Origin of the sequence: Streptomyces sp. NPDC057099, from assembly GCF_042671245.1 — a bacterium.
GTDB classification, from domain to species: Bacteria; Actinomycetota; Actinomycetes; order Streptomycetales; family Streptomycetaceae; genus Streptomyces; species Streptomyces purpurascens.
Window position 1 is genome coordinate 227646 of sequence record NZ_JBHUTX010000001.1, and the last position, 18212, is coordinate 245857.

The 18212-nt window shown below is 72.7% G+C and carries 20 protein-coding genes; 11 read left to right on the forward strand and 9 right to left on the reverse strand.

Annotation, left to right across the window (positions count from 1 at the left end):
* Positions 1-51 precede the first annotated feature (51 nt).
* Complete coding sequence (locus ACFT4A_RS01100) at positions 52-384, forward strand: hypothetical protein (protein WP_382824765.1); 333 nt, start codon at positions 52-54, stop codon at positions 382-384.
* Here the strand turns inward: ACFT4A_RS01100 and ACFT4A_RS01105 are convergent.
* Complete coding sequence (locus ACFT4A_RS01105; RefSeq protein ID WP_382824767.1) at positions 373-1650, reverse strand: SWF or SNF family helicase; 1278 nt, start codon at positions 1648-1650, stop codon at positions 373-375. The genes ACFT4A_RS01100 and ACFT4A_RS01105 overlap by 12 nt on opposite strands.
* Positions 1650-4514: a DEAD/DEAH box helicase gene (locus ACFT4A_RS01110; protein WP_382824769.1), complete on the reverse strand. Its 2865-nt coding sequence runs from the start codon at positions 4512-4514 to the stop codon at positions 1650-1652. Before ACFT4A_RS01110 ends, ACFT4A_RS01105 begins: the two co-directional genes overlap by 1 nt.
* Before the next feature lie 325 nt (positions 4515-4839).
* On the opposite strand from ACFT4A_RS01110, the gene ACFT4A_RS01115 reads away from it, so the two are divergent.
* The gene (locus ACFT4A_RS01115) at positions 4840-5022 is read left to right on the forward strand and encodes a hypothetical protein (protein ID WP_261683932.1); all 183 of its coding nucleotides are present in this window, start codon (positions 4840-4842) and stop codon (positions 5020-5022) included.
* 56 nt (positions 5023-5078) lie between these two features.
* Here ACFT4A_RS01115 and ACFT4A_RS01120 read toward each other — a convergent pair whose 3' ends face one another.
* On the reverse strand, positions 5079-5936 hold the full coding sequence (locus ACFT4A_RS01120; protein ID WP_382824772.1) for a hypothetical protein: 858 nt from the start codon (positions 5934-5936) through the stop codon (positions 5079-5081).
* 130 nt (positions 5937-6066) lie between these two features.
* A complete protein-coding gene (locus ACFT4A_RS01125; protein WP_382824773.1) occupies positions 6067-6366 on the reverse strand; it encodes a hypothetical protein in 300 nt (99 codons plus the stop codon).
* Positions 6367-6465: 99 nt separating this feature from the next.
* On the opposite strand from ACFT4A_RS01125, the gene ACFT4A_RS01130 reads away from it, so the two are divergent.
* Entirely contained in the window at positions 6466-7368 is a 903-nt protein-coding gene (locus tag ACFT4A_RS01130; protein ID WP_382824775.1) for an oxygenase MpaB family protein, read from the forward strand.
* Between the two features lie 9 nt (positions 7369-7377).
* Here ACFT4A_RS01130 and ACFT4A_RS01135 read toward each other — a convergent pair whose 3' ends face one another.
* Positions 7378-7977: a class I SAM-dependent methyltransferase gene (locus ACFT4A_RS01135; RefSeq protein WP_382824777.1), complete on the reverse strand. Its 600-nt coding sequence runs from the start codon at positions 7975-7977 to the stop codon at positions 7378-7380.
* Positions 7978-8130: 153 nt separating this feature from the next.
* Here ACFT4A_RS01135 and ACFT4A_RS01140 point away from each other — a divergent pair, with 153 nt between their 5' ends.
* The 5 genes from ACFT4A_RS01140 (at position 8131) to ACFT4A_RS01160 (ending at position 13035) form a co-directional block, all read left to right on the forward strand.
* The gene (locus ACFT4A_RS01140) at positions 8131-8904 is read left to right on the forward strand and encodes an MHYT domain-containing protein (RefSeq protein ID WP_382824779.1); all 774 of its coding nucleotides are present in this window, start codon (positions 8131-8133) and stop codon (positions 8902-8904) included.
* A gap of 70 nt (positions 8905-8974) precedes the next feature.
* Positions 8975-11491 (forward strand): nitrate- and nitrite sensing domain-containing protein, encoded by a 2517-nt coding sequence (locus tag ACFT4A_RS01145; protein ID WP_382824781.1) that lies wholly within the window; start codon positions 8975-8977, stop codon positions 11489-11491.
* Positions 11488-11925: a roadblock/LC7 domain-containing protein gene (locus ACFT4A_RS01150; RefSeq protein WP_382824783.1), complete on the forward strand. Its 438-nt coding sequence runs from the start codon at positions 11488-11490 to the stop codon at positions 11923-11925. The genes ACFT4A_RS01145 and ACFT4A_RS01150 overlap by 4 nt, the downstream gene beginning before the upstream one ends.
* A gap of 22 nt (positions 11926-11947) precedes the next feature.
* On the forward strand, positions 11948-12358 hold the full coding sequence (locus ACFT4A_RS01155) for a DUF742 domain-containing protein (RefSeq protein WP_382824785.1): 411 nt from the start codon (positions 11948-11950) through the stop codon (positions 12356-12358).
* A 44-nt stretch (positions 12359-12402) separates the two neighbouring features.
* Entirely contained in the window at positions 12403-13035 is a 633-nt protein-coding gene (locus tag ACFT4A_RS01160; RefSeq protein ID WP_382824787.1) for an ATP/GTP-binding protein, read from the forward strand.
* A 25-nt stretch (positions 13036-13060) separates the two neighbouring features.
* On the opposite strand, the gene ACFT4A_RS01165 is transcribed toward ACFT4A_RS01160, so the two are convergent.
* Positions 13061-13489 carry a PPOX class F420-dependent oxidoreductase gene (locus ACFT4A_RS01165; RefSeq protein ID WP_382824788.1) on the reverse strand — a complete coding sequence of 143 codons (429 nt, stop codon included), beginning with the start codon at positions 13487-13489 and terminating at the stop codon, positions 13061-13063.
* A gap of 104 nt (positions 13490-13593) precedes the next feature.
* Between ACFT4A_RS01165 and ACFT4A_RS01170 the strand changes: the two genes are divergently transcribed.
* The 3 genes from ACFT4A_RS01170 (at position 13594) to ACFT4A_RS01180 (ending at position 15467) form a co-directional block, all read left to right on the forward strand.
* On the forward strand, positions 13594-14007 hold the full coding sequence (locus ACFT4A_RS01170; protein WP_382824790.1) for a roadblock/LC7 domain-containing protein: 414 nt from the start codon (positions 13594-13596) through the stop codon (positions 14005-14007).
* 127 nt (positions 14008-14134) lie between these two features.
* Complete coding sequence (locus tag ACFT4A_RS01175; RefSeq protein WP_382824792.1) at positions 14135-15031, forward strand: DUF6397 family protein; 897 nt, start codon at positions 14135-14137, stop codon at positions 15029-15031.
* A gap of 64 nt (positions 15032-15095) precedes the next feature.
* A complete protein-coding gene (locus ACFT4A_RS01180; RefSeq protein ID WP_382824794.1) occupies positions 15096-15467 on the forward strand; it encodes a VOC family protein in 372 nt (123 codons plus the stop codon).
* A 26-nt stretch (positions 15468-15493) separates the two neighbouring features.
* Here the strand turns inward: ACFT4A_RS01180 and ACFT4A_RS01185 are convergent, their stop codons facing one another.
* The 3 genes from ACFT4A_RS01185 to ACFT4A_RS01195 all read right to left on the reverse strand — a co-directional run bounded on the left by ACFT4A_RS01185 (position 15494) and on the right by ACFT4A_RS01195 (position 18188).
* Positions 15494-16243 (reverse strand): SDR family oxidoreductase, encoded by a 750-nt coding sequence (locus ACFT4A_RS01185; protein WP_382824796.1) that lies wholly within the window; start codon positions 16241-16243, stop codon positions 15494-15496.
* Between the two features lie 15 nt (positions 16244-16258).
* Positions 16259-17167, reverse strand: coding sequence for a DMT family transporter (locus ACFT4A_RS01190; protein ID WP_382825208.1), 909 nt, complete (start codon positions 17165-17167; stop codon positions 16259-16261).
* A gap of 148 nt (positions 17168-17315) precedes the next feature.
* Positions 17316-18188, reverse strand: coding sequence for an acyl-CoA thioesterase (locus ACFT4A_RS01195; protein ID WP_382824798.1), 873 nt, complete (start codon positions 18186-18188; stop codon positions 17316-17318).
* Positions 18189-18212 lie beyond the last annotated feature (24 nt).

Here is an 18212-nt window from a genome sequence, read left to right on the forward strand (position 1 = left end):
ACTCCCGTGCACCGCTCGCGCCTTGAGCGGTGCACGGTGACCCTGGTCGGTATGGCCATGCCGCCCGTACCGCCTCAGCGGCGGAATCCGCTGCTCATCCTGATCACCGTGCTCGTGGCCGCCGCAGCCGTGTGCGCGGTGGTGCTGATGGCCAGGGGAGGCGACGACTCGCCGGACCGGGAGCCGCCCGCCGGGAGTACGAGCCGCACCCCTGCCCCGTCCTACGGCATCCCCACCGAACTGCCCACCAAGGTGCCCACCGAAGTGCCGAGCGAGCTGCGGACCCGGCTGCCGTCGGGCTTTCCGAGCCGGCTGCCGAGCGATCTGCCCAGCGACCTCGAATCGCTCCTCCCGTCCCTGGACACCGGCGAACTACTGCCGTAGGGGCGCCTCTTCCGGTGCGGCTCCGTCTCCGGCGGCGGGCTCAGCCGACGTCAGGGCCGTCGCCGGATCCTGTGCGGCACCTCCCGCCGGCACCCAGCGGCCGCGTTCCTTGCGGTACGGCCACCACCGGCCGTCCCGGCCGAGGCGCAGCTGGACCGGAGCGTCGGCGACCGTCCACCGGTTGCCCCGCGCCCGCAGCAGGGGCCTCTCGTCCGTGTCCCAGGCCGACTCCAGGGCGGCATGCGCGCGTGCGAGCGTTTCGCCCTGGACCCGCCACTCCTCGTCGAGCACGGCCAGCGCGGCCGTACCGCCGAGGTGCCAGGCACGGACCGCCGTCTCGAGCCCCTCCCGGCCGCGTCCCGACCCGTCGGCGAGACGGTCCGCCACATCGCCTCCGGGGGCGCCCGCGGCCAGCCGCACCGCGTCCTGCGCCACCGTCAACTCCACTTCGGAGGTGCCCCGGAGGGCCTCAGCGAGCAGACGGTGGGCCTGTACGGCGGTCCGTGCGGCCAGGAACTCCAGCGCGGCCGGGTCGATGCCGGGAGCGGGCGGCGTCTCGGCGTCCAGGGACGGCGGCACCCCCGGCACGTCGGGGAGCGCGGGCAGGTCCGGCAGTGGAGGCAGGATGTCACCGGCCGCATACGCCTCCACAGCGTCCACACCCTCCGGACCGGAGGACTCCGCTGCCGATCCACCGCCGCGGGTCTGGAGAGCGTCCAGCAGGGCGGCTTCGTCGCGGCCCCGCATCAGCATCAGGACGAACGGATCCTGGTCCAGCAGGCGCGCCACCTGATAGCAGAGCGCCGCCGTGTGCCCGCAGTGGTCCCAGGCACCGCAGTCGCACTCCGGCTCCAGATCGCCCAGGCCCGGCAGCAGTTCGACACCCGCGGCCGCCGCGTCCTCGACCAGGTGCGGCGGCATCTCCCGGTCCAGCAGCGCCGCCACATGCCCGGCCCGCTCCACCGTCATGTCCAGGAAGTGGTCCCACTGCTCGGGCGAGAGCTCCTCCAGCAGGACGTCGGCCCGGTGCGCCGTGCCGTCGCGGCCCTGGACGACGGCCGTGAGTCGTCCCGGGCGCACCGACACCGCGCCGACCGCTCCCGCGCGGGCGAGCCGTCGGCCCGTCTTGAGCTGCGCCGAGTCCAGCGCCGTGTCCTCCAGGGCCTTCAGCCAGGCCTGGCCCCACCAGGTCTCCGCGAAGCCGCGCCCGTGCGCGGGCGGCAGCGCGGCGAACGTGCGCTCCGTGTCACCGTCGTACCGAGTCATCACAGGCCCCCTCGCAGTTCGACCAGTTCCGCCAGCTCCGCGTCCGTCAGCTCCGTGAGCGCCGCCTCGCCGGAGCCCAGGACGGAATCCGCCAGCTCCCGCTTGCGGACCAGCAGTTCGGCGATGCGGTCCTCGATGGTTCCCTCCGCGATGATCCGGTGCACCTGCACGGGCCGGGTCTGGCCGATGCGGTAGGCGCGGTCGGTGGCCTGCGCCTCGACGGCCGGGTTCCACCAGCGGTCGTAGTGCACGACGTGCTCGGCCCGGGTGAGGTTCAGACCGGTGCCCGCCGCCTTCAACGACAGCAGGAACACCGGCACTTCGCCCTCCTGGAAGCGCCGCACCATGGCCTCGCGTTCGGCGACCGGCGTCCCGCCGTGCAGGAACTGCGAGGGCGTGCCGCGGGCGGCCAGATGCCGTTCGAGAAGGCGGGCCATCTGGACGTACTGCGTGAAGACCAGCACGCCCGCCTCCTCGGCGAGAATCGTGTCGAGCAGTTCGTCCAGCAGCTCCAGCTTCCCGGAGCGTCCGGCGATCACCGGGCGCTCCTCCTTGAGGTACTGCGCCGGGTGGTTGCAGATCTGCTTGAGGCCGGTCAGCAGCTTCACGATCAGGCCGCGTCGCGCCATGCTGCCGGCGCCGGAGATCTCCGCCAGCGCCTCGCGCACCACCGCCTCGTACAGACCCGTCTGCTCCTGGGTGAGCGACACGGCGTGATCGGTCTCGGTCTTCGGCGGCAGCTCGGGCGCGATCCCCGGGTCCGCCTTGCGGCGGCGGAGCAGGAACGGCCGGACGAGCCGGGCCAGCCGGTCCGCTGCGGCCGGGTCCTGACCGCCCTCGACGGCCTGCGCGTACCGCCTGCGGAAGGTGCCGAGCCGGCCCAGCAGTCCCGGAGTGGTCCAGTCGAGGATCGCCCACAGTTCCGACAGGTTGTTCTCCACCGGGGTGCCGGTGAGCGCCACGCGCGCGCGTGCGCCGATGGCACGCAGCTCCCGCGCGGTCGAGGAGTACGGGTTCTTCACGTGCTGGGCCTCGTCCGCCACGAGCAGGCCCCACGGCACCTGGGTGAGCCGGGGCGCGTCCAGGCGCATCGTGCCGTACGTGGTGAGCACGAACTCCCCGTCGGCCAGGTCGTCGAGGCTGCGCCGCGCACCGTGGAAGCGCCGCACGGGAGTGCCGGGCGCGAACCGCTCGATCTCCCGCTGCCAGTTGCCCATCAGGGACGTCGGACAGACCACCAGCGTGGGCCCGGCGGACTCGGCGTCGGTCTGCCGGTGCAGATGCAGGGCGATCAGCGTGATCGTCTTGCCGAGCCCCATGTCGTCGGCGAGGCAGCAGCCGAGGCCCAGGGAGGTCATGCCGGCGAGCCAGTTCAGGCCCCGCCGCTGGTAGTCCCGCAGGGTGGCCGCGAGCGCGGCGGGCTGCTCCACGGGCCGCTGTGCCTCGGGGTCCGCGAGCCGTTCCCGCAGGGCCGCCAGCCATCCGGTGGGCCGCACCTCGACCCGGCTGCCGTCCACCTCCGCCCAGCCCGTCAGGGCCGCGCCCAGCGCCTCCACCGGGGTGACCTTGTGGTCTTGCCGGGAGCGGGCGAGCCGTACCTCCTGAGGGTCGATCAGGACCCACTGGTCACGCAGCCGCACCACGGGGCGTTTGGCCTCGGCGAGCCGGTCCAGCTCCTCGCGGCTCAGCCGACGGTCGCCCAGCGCGAACGACCAGTTGAAGGCGAGCAGCGCGTCGGCGGACAGGAACGACGGAAGGGCCGCAGCGGACCTGCCGGGCTCCTCGGCCTCCTCCGAAGGCCCCACCGGCCCCACCTCCGCGCGCGTGCTGAACTCGCGGGGCAGTCCCTTCGGCCAGTGCACGTCGACCCCGGCCGCCGCCAGCGCACGGGCGCCCGTGCCGAGCAGCTCGGTGACCTCCTCGTCGGCGAGGTCGACGGCGTCCGGCACGGTCGCGGACAGCAGCGGCGCGAGCGGGGCCCAGGCCCGGGCCGCGCGCCGCAGGGCGAGCAGGACATCCATCCGCGCGCGCGGGCCGAAGGCCTCGCCCCTGGTGCCGGCCCAGACCTCCGCGGCGTCCGCGACCAGCGCGGGATCGCTCACGCCGTGCACCTGGAGCACGGCCCGGAACGAGACGTCCGCGTCGGCTGCCGTGTCCGTCAGGCCGGGCACCTCGATCAGACCGGGCGCCTCGATCCGCAGCGACAGCCGCACGCCCGCGTCGTGGCCCGCGGCGACGTCGGCGGCCCAGGCACGCTGCTCGGGCAGGTGCACCGGCTCGGGCGACGCGTAGGCGGGACCGCCGGTCACCAGCGGTGCGGCGGGGGAGCGGGGCAGGGTGTCGGCGACGGCGTCGAGGAAGGCGCGCAGGAGCCGCTCCGGGTCGGGCAGCCGCAGCGGTCCCGCGCCCGCGAGCGGCACGGCGTGCGCCTCGGGCGGCATCGCGGCGGCGAGCCGGCGCAGCGCCTCGATGTCCTGGGCGCGCAGGGGACCCGTGCGCCAGGAGTCGTGGTCGCCCGGGGACAGCCCCGGCAGCAGCAGCCCGCGCGCCACGAGGTGCAGGCCGTGCACGGCCGCCGCGCCCCAGAACACGGTGGACCGATGCCCCTGCCCGCTCAGCCGCGCGCGGGTGAGGACCGGCAGGGCCGCGTGCACCGGCATCAGGACGGCGGACACGCCCTCCGCCTCGATTCCGTCGCCGCCGGGCACGACGACGGTCAGGTTCGCGGCGGAGGCCGGTGCCACGGTCGGCGATGTCACGGACGCCGATGCCAGGGTCGGCGGGGCCACGGTCGGCGGGGCCTCGCCATCGGGCCGCCAGAAGGCGATGCCGCCGGTGCGGGCCGGGTCGCCGGGCAGGAACACGGCGCGGCAGTGGGCCAGTTCGGAGGAGACGGAGGCAGGTGCGGTGGAGGGCGAAGTGGAGGGCGAGGAGGACGGTGCCGGGGAAGTCGAGTACTCGGCTATGACTGATTCCTCAAATTTGACTAGTGGGTCGGAGCCGCCGAGGGTACAGCACGTCTGGCGCGCACGGGTATGACTAAGGTGTGAGCTGGGCCACTATGAGGGGGGCAGGGGTGTGTAGGGGTCGCACCTCAGGGATGTCTCAGGGTCGCGGTCAGGAACCGCCACGGGCGCGGGCCCGTTTTCGAGACAGAGAGCGGCAGTGGCCGCGAAGGAGGCGACACTCATGTCCAAGAACGCCAAGATCGCCGCAGGTGGTGTGGCGGTCGGGCTCATCCTGTTGATCTGGCTGCCCTGGTGGGCATCGCTCCTGATCATCCTGGGCGTCCCGGCCGCCGCGTATCTCATGCTCGACCCGTCGCAGCGGCGCAGGCTGCGCCGTGCCACCCGTAAGGAGATCGGTCGCTGAGGTGCCGGCCCGGCCCGGCGCGGCCCGGTCCGGCGCGGCCGAAGGTCGTCGCCGGATCAGTTCGGCCGCACGGCCATCTTGTCGAGCGCCTCGAGGAGCCCCGGCAGCTCCGGCCCCCGGCCCACCGGCAGGACCTCGCCGGGTTCCTCGTCGAGCAGCACGAAGGCGATGTCGTCGGTCCTGGCCACGAGCGACCAGCCCGGACCGTCCGCCCGCAGGATCCGCGCGTCACCCGTCGCGAACGACGACCGGACCCGGCCCAGCGGCGGCGGCGAGTCGATGTAGGTGCGGGCCTCCGCGAGGACCCGCCGGATGACGCTGTGGCCCGGCCGGCCGTTCTCCCCGCTCGTGTCCGGAGCGTCGGCCGCCTCGCCCTCGTCGTCCGGCGTGTCCGGGGATCCGGGCACCGGAAACGCCGAGTCGTTCACCTGCTCCCGCCAAGTCGCCCACTGCAGCGCGACCTCGTCCGCGCCCAGGCGCCGCTGCGCCGGCCCCCAGACGGTGGTGTCCGGCGGGGCCAGCGCAGGCCGTTCGTCGGCCTCCGGGTCGGGATCGTGCGGCGCGGGCACGCCGGGCGCCGCGACGGCGACCGCGAGCGGCCAGCCGGGCAGGGCCGCGACGACCGAGCGCTCGTCGGGCGACAGCTCGTACTCCATACCGCAGTCCCAGGACGCGATCGCGACGGCCACCAGGGAGACGTCGTCGATGGCGACGGTCCACCGGCAGCCGTCGCCGTCCTGGCCGAGCACCAGCCCGTACCCGTCGGCGAGCGGTGCCAGACCGAGCGCCGCGCACGCCTCCGGATAGTCGTCGCCCAGGACGCTCGGGAACTTCGCAGGCGTCAGCAGCACCGCCGTGAGCACATAGAGCGCGTCGTCCGCGGCGGCGACGGCGTCCTCGTCCGTCCCGGCCATCCCAGCCTCCCCATCGATTCGTCCAACGGCGCGCACCCTAGTGCGCGCGCAAGCCGCTTGTCACTGCCCGCCAGCGCACCCGAGCTGCAGTTTTCCGGCGGACGGGGCGAATCGGCCGTCCGGACCGCCCTCATCTCGCCGTCGGCAGCCCCAGCAGCTCACGGGCCACGGTCCGGGGGGACTCGCCGCGTTCCCGTGCGAGCGCGATGACGGCCCGGCAGGCCAGCTCGTTCACCCCGAACGACAATGCCTCCGGCGACACCCAGCCGGCCGCCTCGTCGGCCCGCTCCTGGTCGTCCTCCGCGCCCGCCGCGACATAGACCGCGGCGGCCTCGAAAAGATTGTGCGGACGTTTGTCCCCGTCGGTCTTCGTCTCCGTGCGCAAGGCATCGGCGACTCGTCCCCCGGCCTTGCGGAACCTGCCCCACATGCTGACCACCTTCCCCCTGTGCGGTTGTTGTGTCTGATCTTTCATCTCCCGGTCCCCAACGTAAAGTTGGAGAACCTGCGGCAGAAGGGGGACGGCACGGTGAAGCGCTTCGACCGGCTGGTTCGGATCCGGCGGATGGACCCGTATCGGGAGGCCACGGAGATCTACCGGCTGAGCGTGGCGTACGAGTTCCCCTGGGACTTCGCCCGCGCCTTGGAGCTGGCCCTGTACCGCACCTACGCGGTTCCGAGCATCGGCCGGCTGCTCGCGGAGACCGCGGAGCTCACGGAGCGGACGCAGAAGCGCTACGACGACACCTCGCTGCTCCTGGACGCCGTCGTCGAGCACGGCTTCGGCAGCGACCCGGGAAAGACAGCGATCCGCCGCATCAACCAGATGCACCGCGGTTACGACATCAGCGACGACGACATGCGCTACGTGCTCTGCACGTTCGTCGTGATGCCCAAACGGTGGATCGACGCCTACGGGTGGCGCAGGATGTCACGCCACGAGATCGTCGCCAGTGTCGTCCACTACGGCACGCTGGGGCGGCACATGGGCATCAAGGACATCCCGGAGACCTACGAGGAGTTCGAGACCTGCCTCGACGCCTACGAGGCGGCCCACTTCGCCTGGGACGCGGAAGCCCGGCGGGTCTCGGACGCCACGCTCGGCCTGATGGCGTCCTGGTACCCGCGCCCGCTCGCACCGCTGCTGCGCACCACGACCCTCGCGCTGCTCGACGACTCGCTCCTGCGCGCCTTCCGCTACACCCCGCCGAGCACCGCCACGCGCGCGTGGGTGCGTCGCGCGGTACGGCTTCGAGGGCGCGCCGTCCGCCTGATGGCGCCCCGGCGCGCCCCGCACTTCGCTCGCCAGAACCGGGAGATCAAGGGCTACCCGTACGGATACCGGCTCGCCGACCTCGGCACGCGTCCGGTCCCGGGCCTCAGGGGCTGCCCCGTGCGGCACGGGGAGGCGACGGAGACCGGGGCCGGGTGACACGGCAGCTCAGTCCTCGCGGACGGCGAGCGCCAGGAAGCGGGTGTCCTCGTCGACGTACGACGTCATGCGCCACCCGGAACCGGCCAGCAGCGGACGGAGGTTGGGCTCGGCGCGCAGGTCGTCCGGGGTGAGCGGGCGGCCGTGGCGAGCGGCCAGCGCCGCCCTGCCGATCGGATGGAACAGCGCCAGCACACCACCGGGACGCACCACACGCGCCAGCTCGCGCAGGTTCTCGGCCGGACTCGCCAGGTGCGAGACGAGGCCCGCCCCGAACACCGCGTCCAGCGACCGCGAACGCAAGGGCAGCGCGGCGACGTCCGTGAGCAGCAGATGCCCGTCACGGTCCCGTCCGGCCCGTACGGCCTCCCGCAGCATGGCCGGGGTCAGATCGGCCCCGAGGACCACCCCCGAGGGCCCCACGGCGGCCCGCAGCGGCGGCAGGGCCCGTCCGGTGCCGCAGCCCGCGTCGAGCACCCGGTCGCCCGCGCGCAGCCCGAGCTCGGCCACCGCCGCCGCGTAGGCCGGACCGTCGTCGGGGAACCGGCTGTCCCAGTCGGCGGCACGTGAGGTGAAGAACTCCTGGACACGCGTCTGGTCGTCGCTCATGTACCGCATGATTCCTCACCGGCACGGAAGGACGCCTCTGTGCACATGTTCGAGCGTGACGCGATCGTTCCGGTACATCCTTGCGTCATATTCCAACACCTTTCGAAATGCGCCCCTTTCGTGCGCCCTTGCCGGGTCTAGCGTCCCGGGGCCATGGGACACCTGGACCACGCCGCCCTGGGGTGGCTGACCCCCGCGCTGTCGTACGCGATGGCCTGCACAGGCGCCGCGCTCGGACTGCGCTGCACCGTCCGCGCGCTCGGCGCCACCGGGCGTTCGCGCCGCAACTGGCTCGTCACCGCCGCCTCGGCGATCGGCACCGGAATCTGGACCATGCACTTCGTGGCCATGCTCGGGTTCGGCGTCGCCGGCACCGACATCCGCTACGACGTACCGCTCACCCTGCTGAGCCTGCTCGTCGCCATGGTCGTCGTCTGCGCCGGCGTCTTCGCCGTCGGCTACGGCCGGGACCGCGGCCGGGCCCTCTTCCTCGGCGGCCTCACCACCGGCCTCGGCGTCGCGAGCATGCACTACCTGGGCATGGCGGCCGTCCGTCTGCACGGCGACGTGACCTACGACCCGGTGCTCGTCGGGCTCTCCCTCCTGATCGCCGTCGTCGCGGCGACGGCGGCCCTGTGGGCGGCTCTCAACATCAAGTCGCCCGTCGCGGTCACCCTCGCCTCCCTGATCATGGGCGCGGCCGTCAGCAGCATGCACTACACCGGGATGTTCGCGGTGAGCGTGCGGGTCACGCCCTCCGGGGAGGCACTGCCCGGGGCCACGGCGATGCAGTTCATCTTCCCCCTCGCCGTCGGCCTCGGGTCCTACCTCTTCCTGACCTCGGCCTTCGTCGCACTCTCGCCGACGGCGGGCGAGCGCGAGGCGTCCGCCTCGGCCCAGCGGCCGGTCGAGAGCGTCGCCCCCTAGGGGCTCCTGATGGCTCTCCGCGGCGCCACGACGCCCGGCACGCCCCCGAACACTCCCCAGCGAGGAGTCCATGCGTACACCCCGTAGGACCCCCACAACCGGCGCCGAGGCGCCGTCCCCGCCCGCGCGCGGCCGCCGCGCGCACGCCGGGCCACCGGCGGACGAGAGCCCGGAGACAGCCTCGGGCGCCGCACCGGACGGGGCGGCCACGCGCGCGGAGCGCTGGCACATACGTCCGCGCACCGTGCGCGCCAAGATCGTCTGCCTGCTGATGGTGCCGGTAGTCTCCCTCCTGGCCCTGTGGGCCTACGCCACCGTCACCACCGCCCAGGACGTCGCCCGGCTGCGGCAGGTCCAGCGCGTGGACGCCATGGTCCGCGCCCCCGTCTCCGCGGCGGTCGCCGCCCTCCAGGCCGAACGCGCGGCCGCGGTACGCCACGCCACCGAACCCTCGGCCGTACCCTCCGGCGAACTGGACGAGCTCGCGCGGCGCACCGACCGCGCCGTCGCGAAACTGCGGCTCGGCCAGGGCAACACCGTCGCCGACAGCGAGGAACTCCCCGCCGGAGTCGCCCACCGGCTGGAGGCGTTCGTCACCGGCACCGAGGAACTGCGGCCGCTGCGGACCGCGGTGCGGGACCGGAGCGTGGGCTGGGCCGAGACGTACAGCCGCTACACCCGGACCATCTCGGCGGCCTTCGGCGCCGGCGGTGCCCTCACCGGCATCCAGGACGCCGACCTCGGCTCCGACGCGCGCGTGCTGCTCGAATTCGCCCGCGCGGGCGAGGCGTTGGCCCAGGAGGACGCGGTGCTGGCCAGTGCCCGCCTGTCCGGCAGCCTGACCGGGGAGCGGCTCCGGCTCTTCACCGGCGCCGTCGACCTGCGCCGTACCCTCACCGAATCGGCCGTCGCCGACCTGCGCGGCACCGAACGCTCGGCATGGAACGCCCTCGCCGACAGCAGCGCCTATACGGTCCTGGGCGACGCCGAGGACGGGATCCTCGCCCGCGGGCCGGGCGCCAGGGCGGTCGAGGCGGCACCCGAGGGCACCTGGAACACCGCTCACACGCGCGTGCAGCACGAGATGCGCACCATCGAGGACGACGCGGCACGCGGCGTCGCGAAACGGGCCGACCCCTTCACCCGAGGAGTGCTCACCCCGGCCGGGGCCGCCGTCCTGCTCGGTCTCGCCGCCGTCGCCGCCTCGCTCGTCATCTCCGTACGCATCGGACGCGGCCTGGTCGTGGAACTGGTCGGCCTGCGCAACGGCGCGCTGGAGATCGCCCGGCGCAAACTCCCCGAAGCCATGCGGAGACTGCGCGCGGGCGAGGAGATCGACGTCCGCGCCGAGGCACCGCCCGGACCGCCCGCGGAGGACGAGGCCGGGCAGGTCGCCGAGGCCCTCGGAACGGTCCACCGCGCCGCGCTGCGGGCCGCTGTGGAGCGCGCGGAGCTCGCCAGCGGCATCTCCGGCGTCTTCGTCAACCTCGCCCGCCGCAGCCAGATCCTCGTCCACCGGCAGCTGAGCCTCCTCGACAGCATGGAACGCCGCTCCGACGACCCGAACGAGCTGAGCGACCTCTTCCGCCTCGACCACCTCACCACCCGCATGCGGCGCCACGCGGAGAGCCTGATCATCCTCTCGGGAGCCGCTCCCGGCCGGGCCTGGCGCATGCCCGTGGTCCTGACCAACGTGGTCCGTGCGGCCGTCTCCGAAGTCGAGGACTACGCGCGCGTGGAGGTACGGCCGCTCCCCGAGGCAGCCGTCATCGGCACGGCCGTCGCCGACCTCACCCACCTGCTCGCCGAGATCATCGAGAACGCCGCCCAGTTCTCGCCGCCCCACACGCGCGTGCGCGTCACCGGCGAACCCGTCGGCAACGGCTACGCCGTCGAGATCGAGGACCGCGGCCTCGGCATGGGCCAGGAGACCCTCGCCGAAGCCAACCGCCGCATCGCGCAGTCCGAGGCACTCGACCTGTTCGACAGCGACCGGCTCGGCCTGTTCGTCGTCAGCCGACTCGCCGCCCGGCACGATGTCAAGGTCCATCTGAAGACCTCGCCCTACGGCGGCACCACCGCCGTCGTCCTGCTGCCCACCGCCCTTCTGCACACCGGAGCGACGGAACGTTCCCCCGGCGCAGCGGAACACGCGCGGCAGCCCGAGGAACGCGCCTACGCGCGCGTGCCCGACGACACCCCGCTCCAGGATGTCGTCCCCGCCCCGGCCGACCGGCGTGCCCTCGTGGCTCCCGTACCGGCCGCGGCCGAGACCACGAGCCACACCCCACCCCCAGGAGTCGCCACCTTGCGACTGCACCGACCCCAGGAGCAGCCCGAAGGCTCCGAGGACCTCCCGCGTCGCGTACGACAGGCCAGCCTCGCCCCCCAACTGCGCGAGGGGCGCCCCGAGGAACCGCCACCGACGCCGGCTCCCCGGGACGACGAACGCACCCCCGAAGTCGTACGCGACCGCATGGCGGCCTACCACGACGGCTGGGCACGAGGCGGCGGCAGGCAACCCGGCCGCGGCACCACTCCCGGCCCCGCCAAGGGCAGAGACAGCAGCGAAGGAGACCCCGCATGATCCAGCACCCGAGCACGCATACCGCCCGGCGCTCCGGCGAACTCGACTGGCTGCTGGACGATCTGGTGCTCCGCGTGAGCGACATACGGCACGCCGTGGTCCTCTCCAACGACGGCCTCGCCGTAGGCGCCTCGACCGGCCTGCGGCGCGAGGACGCCGAACACCTAGCGGCGGTCGCCTCGGGCTTCCACAGCCTCGCCAAGGGAGCCGGACGGCACTTCGGCGCCGGCGGTGTCCGCCAGACCATGGTGGAGATGGACGAGGCATTCCTCTTCGTGGCCGCCGCCGGCGACGGCTCCTGCCTCGCCCTTCTCACCGCCGTGACAGCCGACATAGGCCTCGTGGCGTACGAGATGGCCCGCCTGGTCAAACGCGTCGGTGAACACCTCGGCACCGCGCCCCGAGCCGGCGCACGGCCGCCCGCCGCCGGATGAGCCGGGAGAGCGGTCCGCGCAGATGACCGAGGACACGACAGGCACCCTGAGCGAGCAGGGCAGCCAGTGGTACGACCACGAGGCCGGCCCGCTCGTCCGCCCCTACGCCATGACGGGCGGACGCACCCGGCCCGGGCCCACCGGCGTGCGGTTCGACCTGATCGCCCTGGTCACGCTGGACCCCGGCGCGCCCGGTGTGGACGACGCCCCGCTCGGCCCGGAACACCGGACCCTCCTCGACCTGTGCCGCCCGGAGACCCAGTCGGTCGCCGAACTCGCCGCCGGAGCGGACCTGCCCGTGGGCGTGATCAGGGTCCTCCTCGGCGACCTCCTGGAACTCGGCTGCGTCACCGTCAGCCGCCCCGTACCGCCGGCTCAACTGCCCGACGAACGGATCCTGCGCGAGGTGATCGCGGGACTGAGGGCGCTGTAGACGACCGACGACCGCACACCCCACCCGACACGAGAGAAGTGACTATGGTCTCCGAGCACTCCGACGCCTCCGACGCCTCCGACGCCTCCGACGCCTCAGGCGGCGACACCGGCGCACTGGCGTTGAAGATCCTGGTCGCCGGCGGCTTCGGCGTGGGCAAGACCACGCTGGTGGGCGCCGTCAGCGAGATCCGGCCGCTGCGCACCGAGGAACTGCTCAGCGAAGCGGGGCAGTCGGTGGACGACACCGGCGGCGTGGACCACAAGACCACCACGACCGTCGCCATGGACTTCGGGCGCATCACCATCCGGTCCGGCCTCTCCCTGTACCTGTTCGGCACACCGGGCCAGGACCGGTTCTGGTTCCTGTGGGACGAGTTGTCGCAAGGGGCGCTCGGCGCGGTGGTGCTCGCGGACACCCGACGCCTGGAGGACTGCTTCCCGGCGGTCGACTACTTCGAGCACCGGCGCATCCCGTTCGTGGTGGCCGTCAACTGCTTCGCGGGGGCCCGGCAGCACGGCGCCTCGGACATCTCGCGCGCCCTCGACCTCGACCGGGGGACGCCCGTGGTGCTGTGCGACGCCCGTGACCGAGACTCGGGGAAGGAGGTGCTGATCAGGCTCGTCGAGTACGCCGGGCGGATGCACACCGCCCGGCTCCTCGACTCGGTCGGCTGACCGGAGACACGGACTCTCCTTGAGGTCAGTCCGCGATGTCCCGCTCCGCCAGGACCCGGTCGACGGCGACACGGACGAGCAGCTCGCCCGGGACGCCGTTGCGCGTGCCGAACTCCTCGGCGCGGTCCTCGCCCATGTACCGGGCGCCGATCCGCGTCGCCCAGTGCCGCACCTCGTCGAGGTCGCTCACCAGTCGGGCACGGCCCTGGACCACCACGAAGGAGTAGGGCGGCCGGTCGTCGTCCACGCACAGGGCGACTCGGCCGTCACGGGCGAGATTGCGCCCTTTCACGGTGTTCTCGCCGGTGTTGAACACCACCTCGTCCCCGTCCAGCAGGAACCAGATCGGGGCCACGTGCGGACTCCCGTCGGCCCTGACGGTGGAGAGCTTCGCGGTGCGGGTGCCGTGGGAAACGAACTCCCGCCATTGCGCATCGGTCATCTTCTCTGCCATGGCTCCTATCCTCCTTGCCCCGGCAGCGGTCGTGGGGAAGGCTGGCCTGGAGATCCTCCGGCCAGGGGGAGAATCGCACGGGGAGAAAACGGGGAGATCGGAACATGGCGCAGAACCAGGGACTCGACTGGCTGCTGGACGACCTGACCGAGCGCGTCCACCAGGTGCGGCACGCACTGGTCCTGTCCAACGACGGCTTGGTGACCGGGGCGAGCACGGGACTGCGCCGCGAGGACGCGGAGCATCTCGCGGCCGTGTCGTCCGGGTTGCACAGCCTGGCCAAGGGGTCGGGACGGCATTTCGGCGCGGGCACCGTACGCCAGACGATGATCGAGTTCGACGACGCGGTGCTCTTCGTCACCGCCGCCGGCACGGGCAGTTGTCTGTGCGTCCTCAGCGGCGCCGAGGCCGACATAGGCCAGATCGCGTACGAGATGACACTTCTGGTCAACCGGGTCGGCGAGCATCTCGACGTGGATGCCCGCCAGCCGGAACGGAAACCGGCCACAGACGTCTGACCTGCAGATTCGCCCTTCCCCCGCGGAGTTATCCACAGGCTCGTCACGCAAAGTGCCGAAGCGGTTACGGTTTTCTCACGGCGACCGCACACGGCGTGAGCCGCCGACTCCACGGGGGAGACCGACCATGTCAGGCACCATCGCGAAACCCGACCGCCTCACCTGCGCCCCGAGCCGGGCCGCCCGCGAACTCGACCTCAGGCGCGCTGAGTTCGACCTCGCGGTGAATCTCGGGCTCATCCGGACCGTTCCCGACGAAGGCGGCGGAGGGCTACGCGTCGCCCGCTCCGAGATCGACCGGCTGCGCGCCGGGGACGGCTTCCCGGACGAGTTGCGTGAGCGGGTCGCGACCGTCGGCACCCATGAGGGCGCCGGGCTCCTGGGGGTGACCCCCGCCAGATTCACGAGTCTCGCCCGCTTCGGCCTGCTCGTGCCGGTGAAGTTCTACCTGAACCGCTACCGGGCGGTCGTATGGCTGTATCTGGCCGAGGAGCTACGACAGTTCGCGGCGGAGGAGAGCAACGCCGGACTGCTCAAGGGGCGCACCCCCGCACAGATCCGGGAAGGGCAGAAGGACGGACTGGACCGGCGGCCTCGCAACTGGCGGGGACGCCACATCGGATTCCTGACGCGAGAGGCGGGGGACGACGCCTGGGCTCGCGCGGCAGCCGTCGCCTGTCTTCTCGACCCCGCCGACGTGGCGGACGTCGTGGCGGACCCCCACGAGCGCGCCCACCTGTACCGCCTCCGTCCTCACCTCCCGGCGCACGGCACCCCCGGTTCACCCGCCGCCGAACGGGCCGAGACGCTGATGACGGCGGGCGAGCCGGACGAAGTGGCCTGGTTCCGAGCGGACCTGGCCCACACGATGGAGACAGCGCGAAGGCAGCACCCGGCACCGCGCCCCGCCCCGGAACCGGCACCACCGGCTCCACCGGCAGCGCCGACCGAGCCCCCGGACCGCGCCCCCTCACACGGCCTCCTGGGATGGCTGCATCGCAGAGGCCTGCGACGTCCAGGGTGAAGAGCGATGAGTTTTCGGACGCGTTCCGGTCGGAATTCCGAGGAGACAATCCCAGGAGGCGATCATGTTCAGTGAGACGAAGGCGTTCAGCGGGTTCTCGGTGAACGACATCGACGCGGCCAAAACGTTCTACGGCGACACCCTCGGGCTCCGGGTCTCCGAGGAGAACGGCCTGCTGTTCCTGCACATCGCGGGTGACCGGGACACCCTGGTCTATCCCAAGCAGGACCACACCCCGGCGACGTTCACCATTCTCAACTTCCCCGTCGACGACATCGAGGCCGCGGTCGACGAGCTGACGAAGAGAGGCGTGCGGTTCGAGCACTACGACCACCTCAAGGGGGACGACAAGGGCATCTTCCGAGGCGGCGGCCCGCTGATCGCCTGGTTCACCGACCCCGCGGGGAACGTGCTGTCCGTGCTCCAGGAATCCTGATCGGTCAGTCGGTCAGCCGGTCACGGTCAGTCGTCAGGATCCAGAACGGTCGGCGCCCCGGCGAGGACGCCGCCGTCCACGATGAACTCGCAGCCCGTCGAGAAGGTCGCCTCGGCGACGATGAAGAGCACCATGCGGGCGACCTCCTCGGGCTCACCGAACCGGGGAATGGGCTGCCCCTCGGTGTACGCGTCGCCGAAGCCGGCCGTCATCGGGGTGCGGATGGCGCCGGGGTGGACGGAGCAGACCCGGACCCGGTCGGGCGCGAGTTCCAGCGCGGCGACCTTCGTCAGACCCCGCAGGCCCCACTTGCTGGCCGCGTACGCCCCGACACCGGCGTAGGCGGTCAGCCCGGCAAGGGAGGACATGTTCACGATCACACCGCCCCCGGCCCGGCGCAGCGACGGTGCCACCGCCCGCATGCCCAGCCAGGCGCCCGTGAGGTTGACGTCGACGACCCGGCGGAAGGACTCGGGACTCTGCTCCTCCATCGGGCCCCAGTCGACGCCCCCCGCGTTGTTGACCAGGACCGAGACCGGGCCCAGGTCCCGCTCCGTCTCGGCGAGGGCCCGCTGCCAGTCGTCTTCGAGGGTGACGTCCAGGTGCAGGTAGCGAGAACGGCCACCGAGTTCGTCCGCGAGGTTCGCCCCCTCGGTGTCCCGGATGTCGGCGACCACCACGGAGGCGCCCTCGGCCGCTAGCGTGCGTGCCACCGCGGCCCCTATGCCTCCGACCCCGCCGGTGACGATCGCCACCCGCTCGCTGAGACGCTCCATCGTGACCTCCTCGACTCAGGGCGCTCCAGCCGTCTGACGTTCCTCGCCCGGAGCCTCACCCGGAGCCACCAGCGACTGGGTGAACGGAATCCGCGCCAGGGCGAACACCCCCGCGGCGATCAGTACGACGCCGACCAGCTGGGGCAGCAGCCACCACCCGGAGCGGATCGTCTCCTCGTACAGGAGGATGCCGAGGGCGAGGCTCACCAGCGCGTCGCCGAGGGTGAGCGCGGGCTGCGAGGCGACCAGCGGGCCGGCCTGCATGGCGTTCTCCAGCAGAAACAGGGCGCACACGCCGGTCATGGCGAAGGCGTACGTCTGCCAGGCGGTGAAGAAACCCACGAGTCCCTGTTCGTCGAGGATGTGCATGGCGGCTTTCATCAGGGCCGCGGTCACCGCGTAGCTGATCGCCGTCGCGGCGCCCAGGCATGCCGCCCGGGCGCGGCCCTCCGGGCGCTTGAGGGCGGCGAGGGCGAGGGCGACGACCGCTCCCGCGCACACGGCGAGGGCGGGGATCCAACGGTCCAGCTCCACATGGGTGCGATTGCCCGAGGGAGAGGCGGCGGCGAGCGCCACCGCCAGCCCAGCCACCACCACCGTCACGGCCAGCCAGCCCGCGCCCGGCAGATGCCGGTGCATCAACAGAGAGGCGACGATGAGAGTGAGCGGCAGCTCCAGAACGAACAGCGGCTGCACGATCGTCAGCGGCCCGGTCGCCAGCGCCAGCGCCTGGCAGACGGCGGCGGCGATCACCGCGAGGATGCCGGCCAGCCAGACGCGCCGTCGCAGCAGATCGAGGATCAGCCCGGCCCGGAAGCCTTCGGAGCGCGGCACGGTGAGCGCGGCCTTGCGCTGCAGCACCGTCGCCACGGCATTGCTGAAGGCCGCGCAGATCGCGAAGAGGACGGGGAGCACGGTGTGCAGCGTGGCCACCTCCCGGATCGGCGGGCGTGTGACGCCTGCGGTGCCTCCTCCTGCCATGGTCACCGGATCGGGGCACGGGCGCGAACGGAGTGCCGAAGCGCGCGTGCCCCGAGCGGCAGAAGGCCAGGTCGGGCCGGCTGCGGACCGGTCAGTCCAGCTTGCGGAAGAGTCCCTCCTGCACGACCGAGACGACCAGCCGGCCCTCACGGTCGTAGATCCGGCCCCGGGCCAGACCACGGCCGCCGACCGCGATCGGCGACTCCTGGTCGTACAGCAGCCAGTCGTCGGCGCGGAACGGGCGGTGGAACCACATCGCGTGGTCCAGGGACGCCATGTCGAAGCCCCGCGGGCCCCACAGCGGCTCGACCGGGATGCGGACGGCGTCCAGGAGGGTCATGTCGCTGGCGTAGGTGAGAGCGCAGGTGTGCACCAGCGGGTCGTCGCCCAGCGGTCCGACCGCGCGCATCCACACCGCGCTGCGCGGCTCGGAGTCCTCGACCTCCTCGGCGCTCCAGCGCAGCCGGTCCACGTAGCGGATGTCGAAGGGCTGGCGGCGGGCCATCCGCTCCAGCTGCTCGGGCAGCGCGCCCAGGTGCTCCCGGATCTCGTCCGTGACCGTGGGCAGCGACTCCGGGTCCGGGACCTTGCGGGCCGGCGGCAGCTGGTGCTCGAAGCTGCCGTCCTCCGGCTTGTGGAAGGAGGCGGTGAGATTGAATATCGTGCGGCCCTGCTGCACGGCCGTGACCCGGCGGGTCGTGAACGACCGCCCGTCGCGCACCCGCTCGACCTGGTAGACGATCGGCACCCCCGGGATGCCCGGGCGCAGGAAATACGCGTGCAGCGAGTGCACGGGGCGGTCGCCCTCCGTGGTGCGGCCGGCGGCGACCAGGGCCTGGCCCGCCACCTGGCCGCCGAAGACCCGCTGCAGGGACTCCTGCGGGCTGCGGCCGCGGAAGATGTTGACCTCGATCTGCTCCAGGTCGAGCAGGTCGACGAGTCTCTCGGCCGGGTTCGTCGTCATCGGTGGGATTCTCCTGTGCTCGCT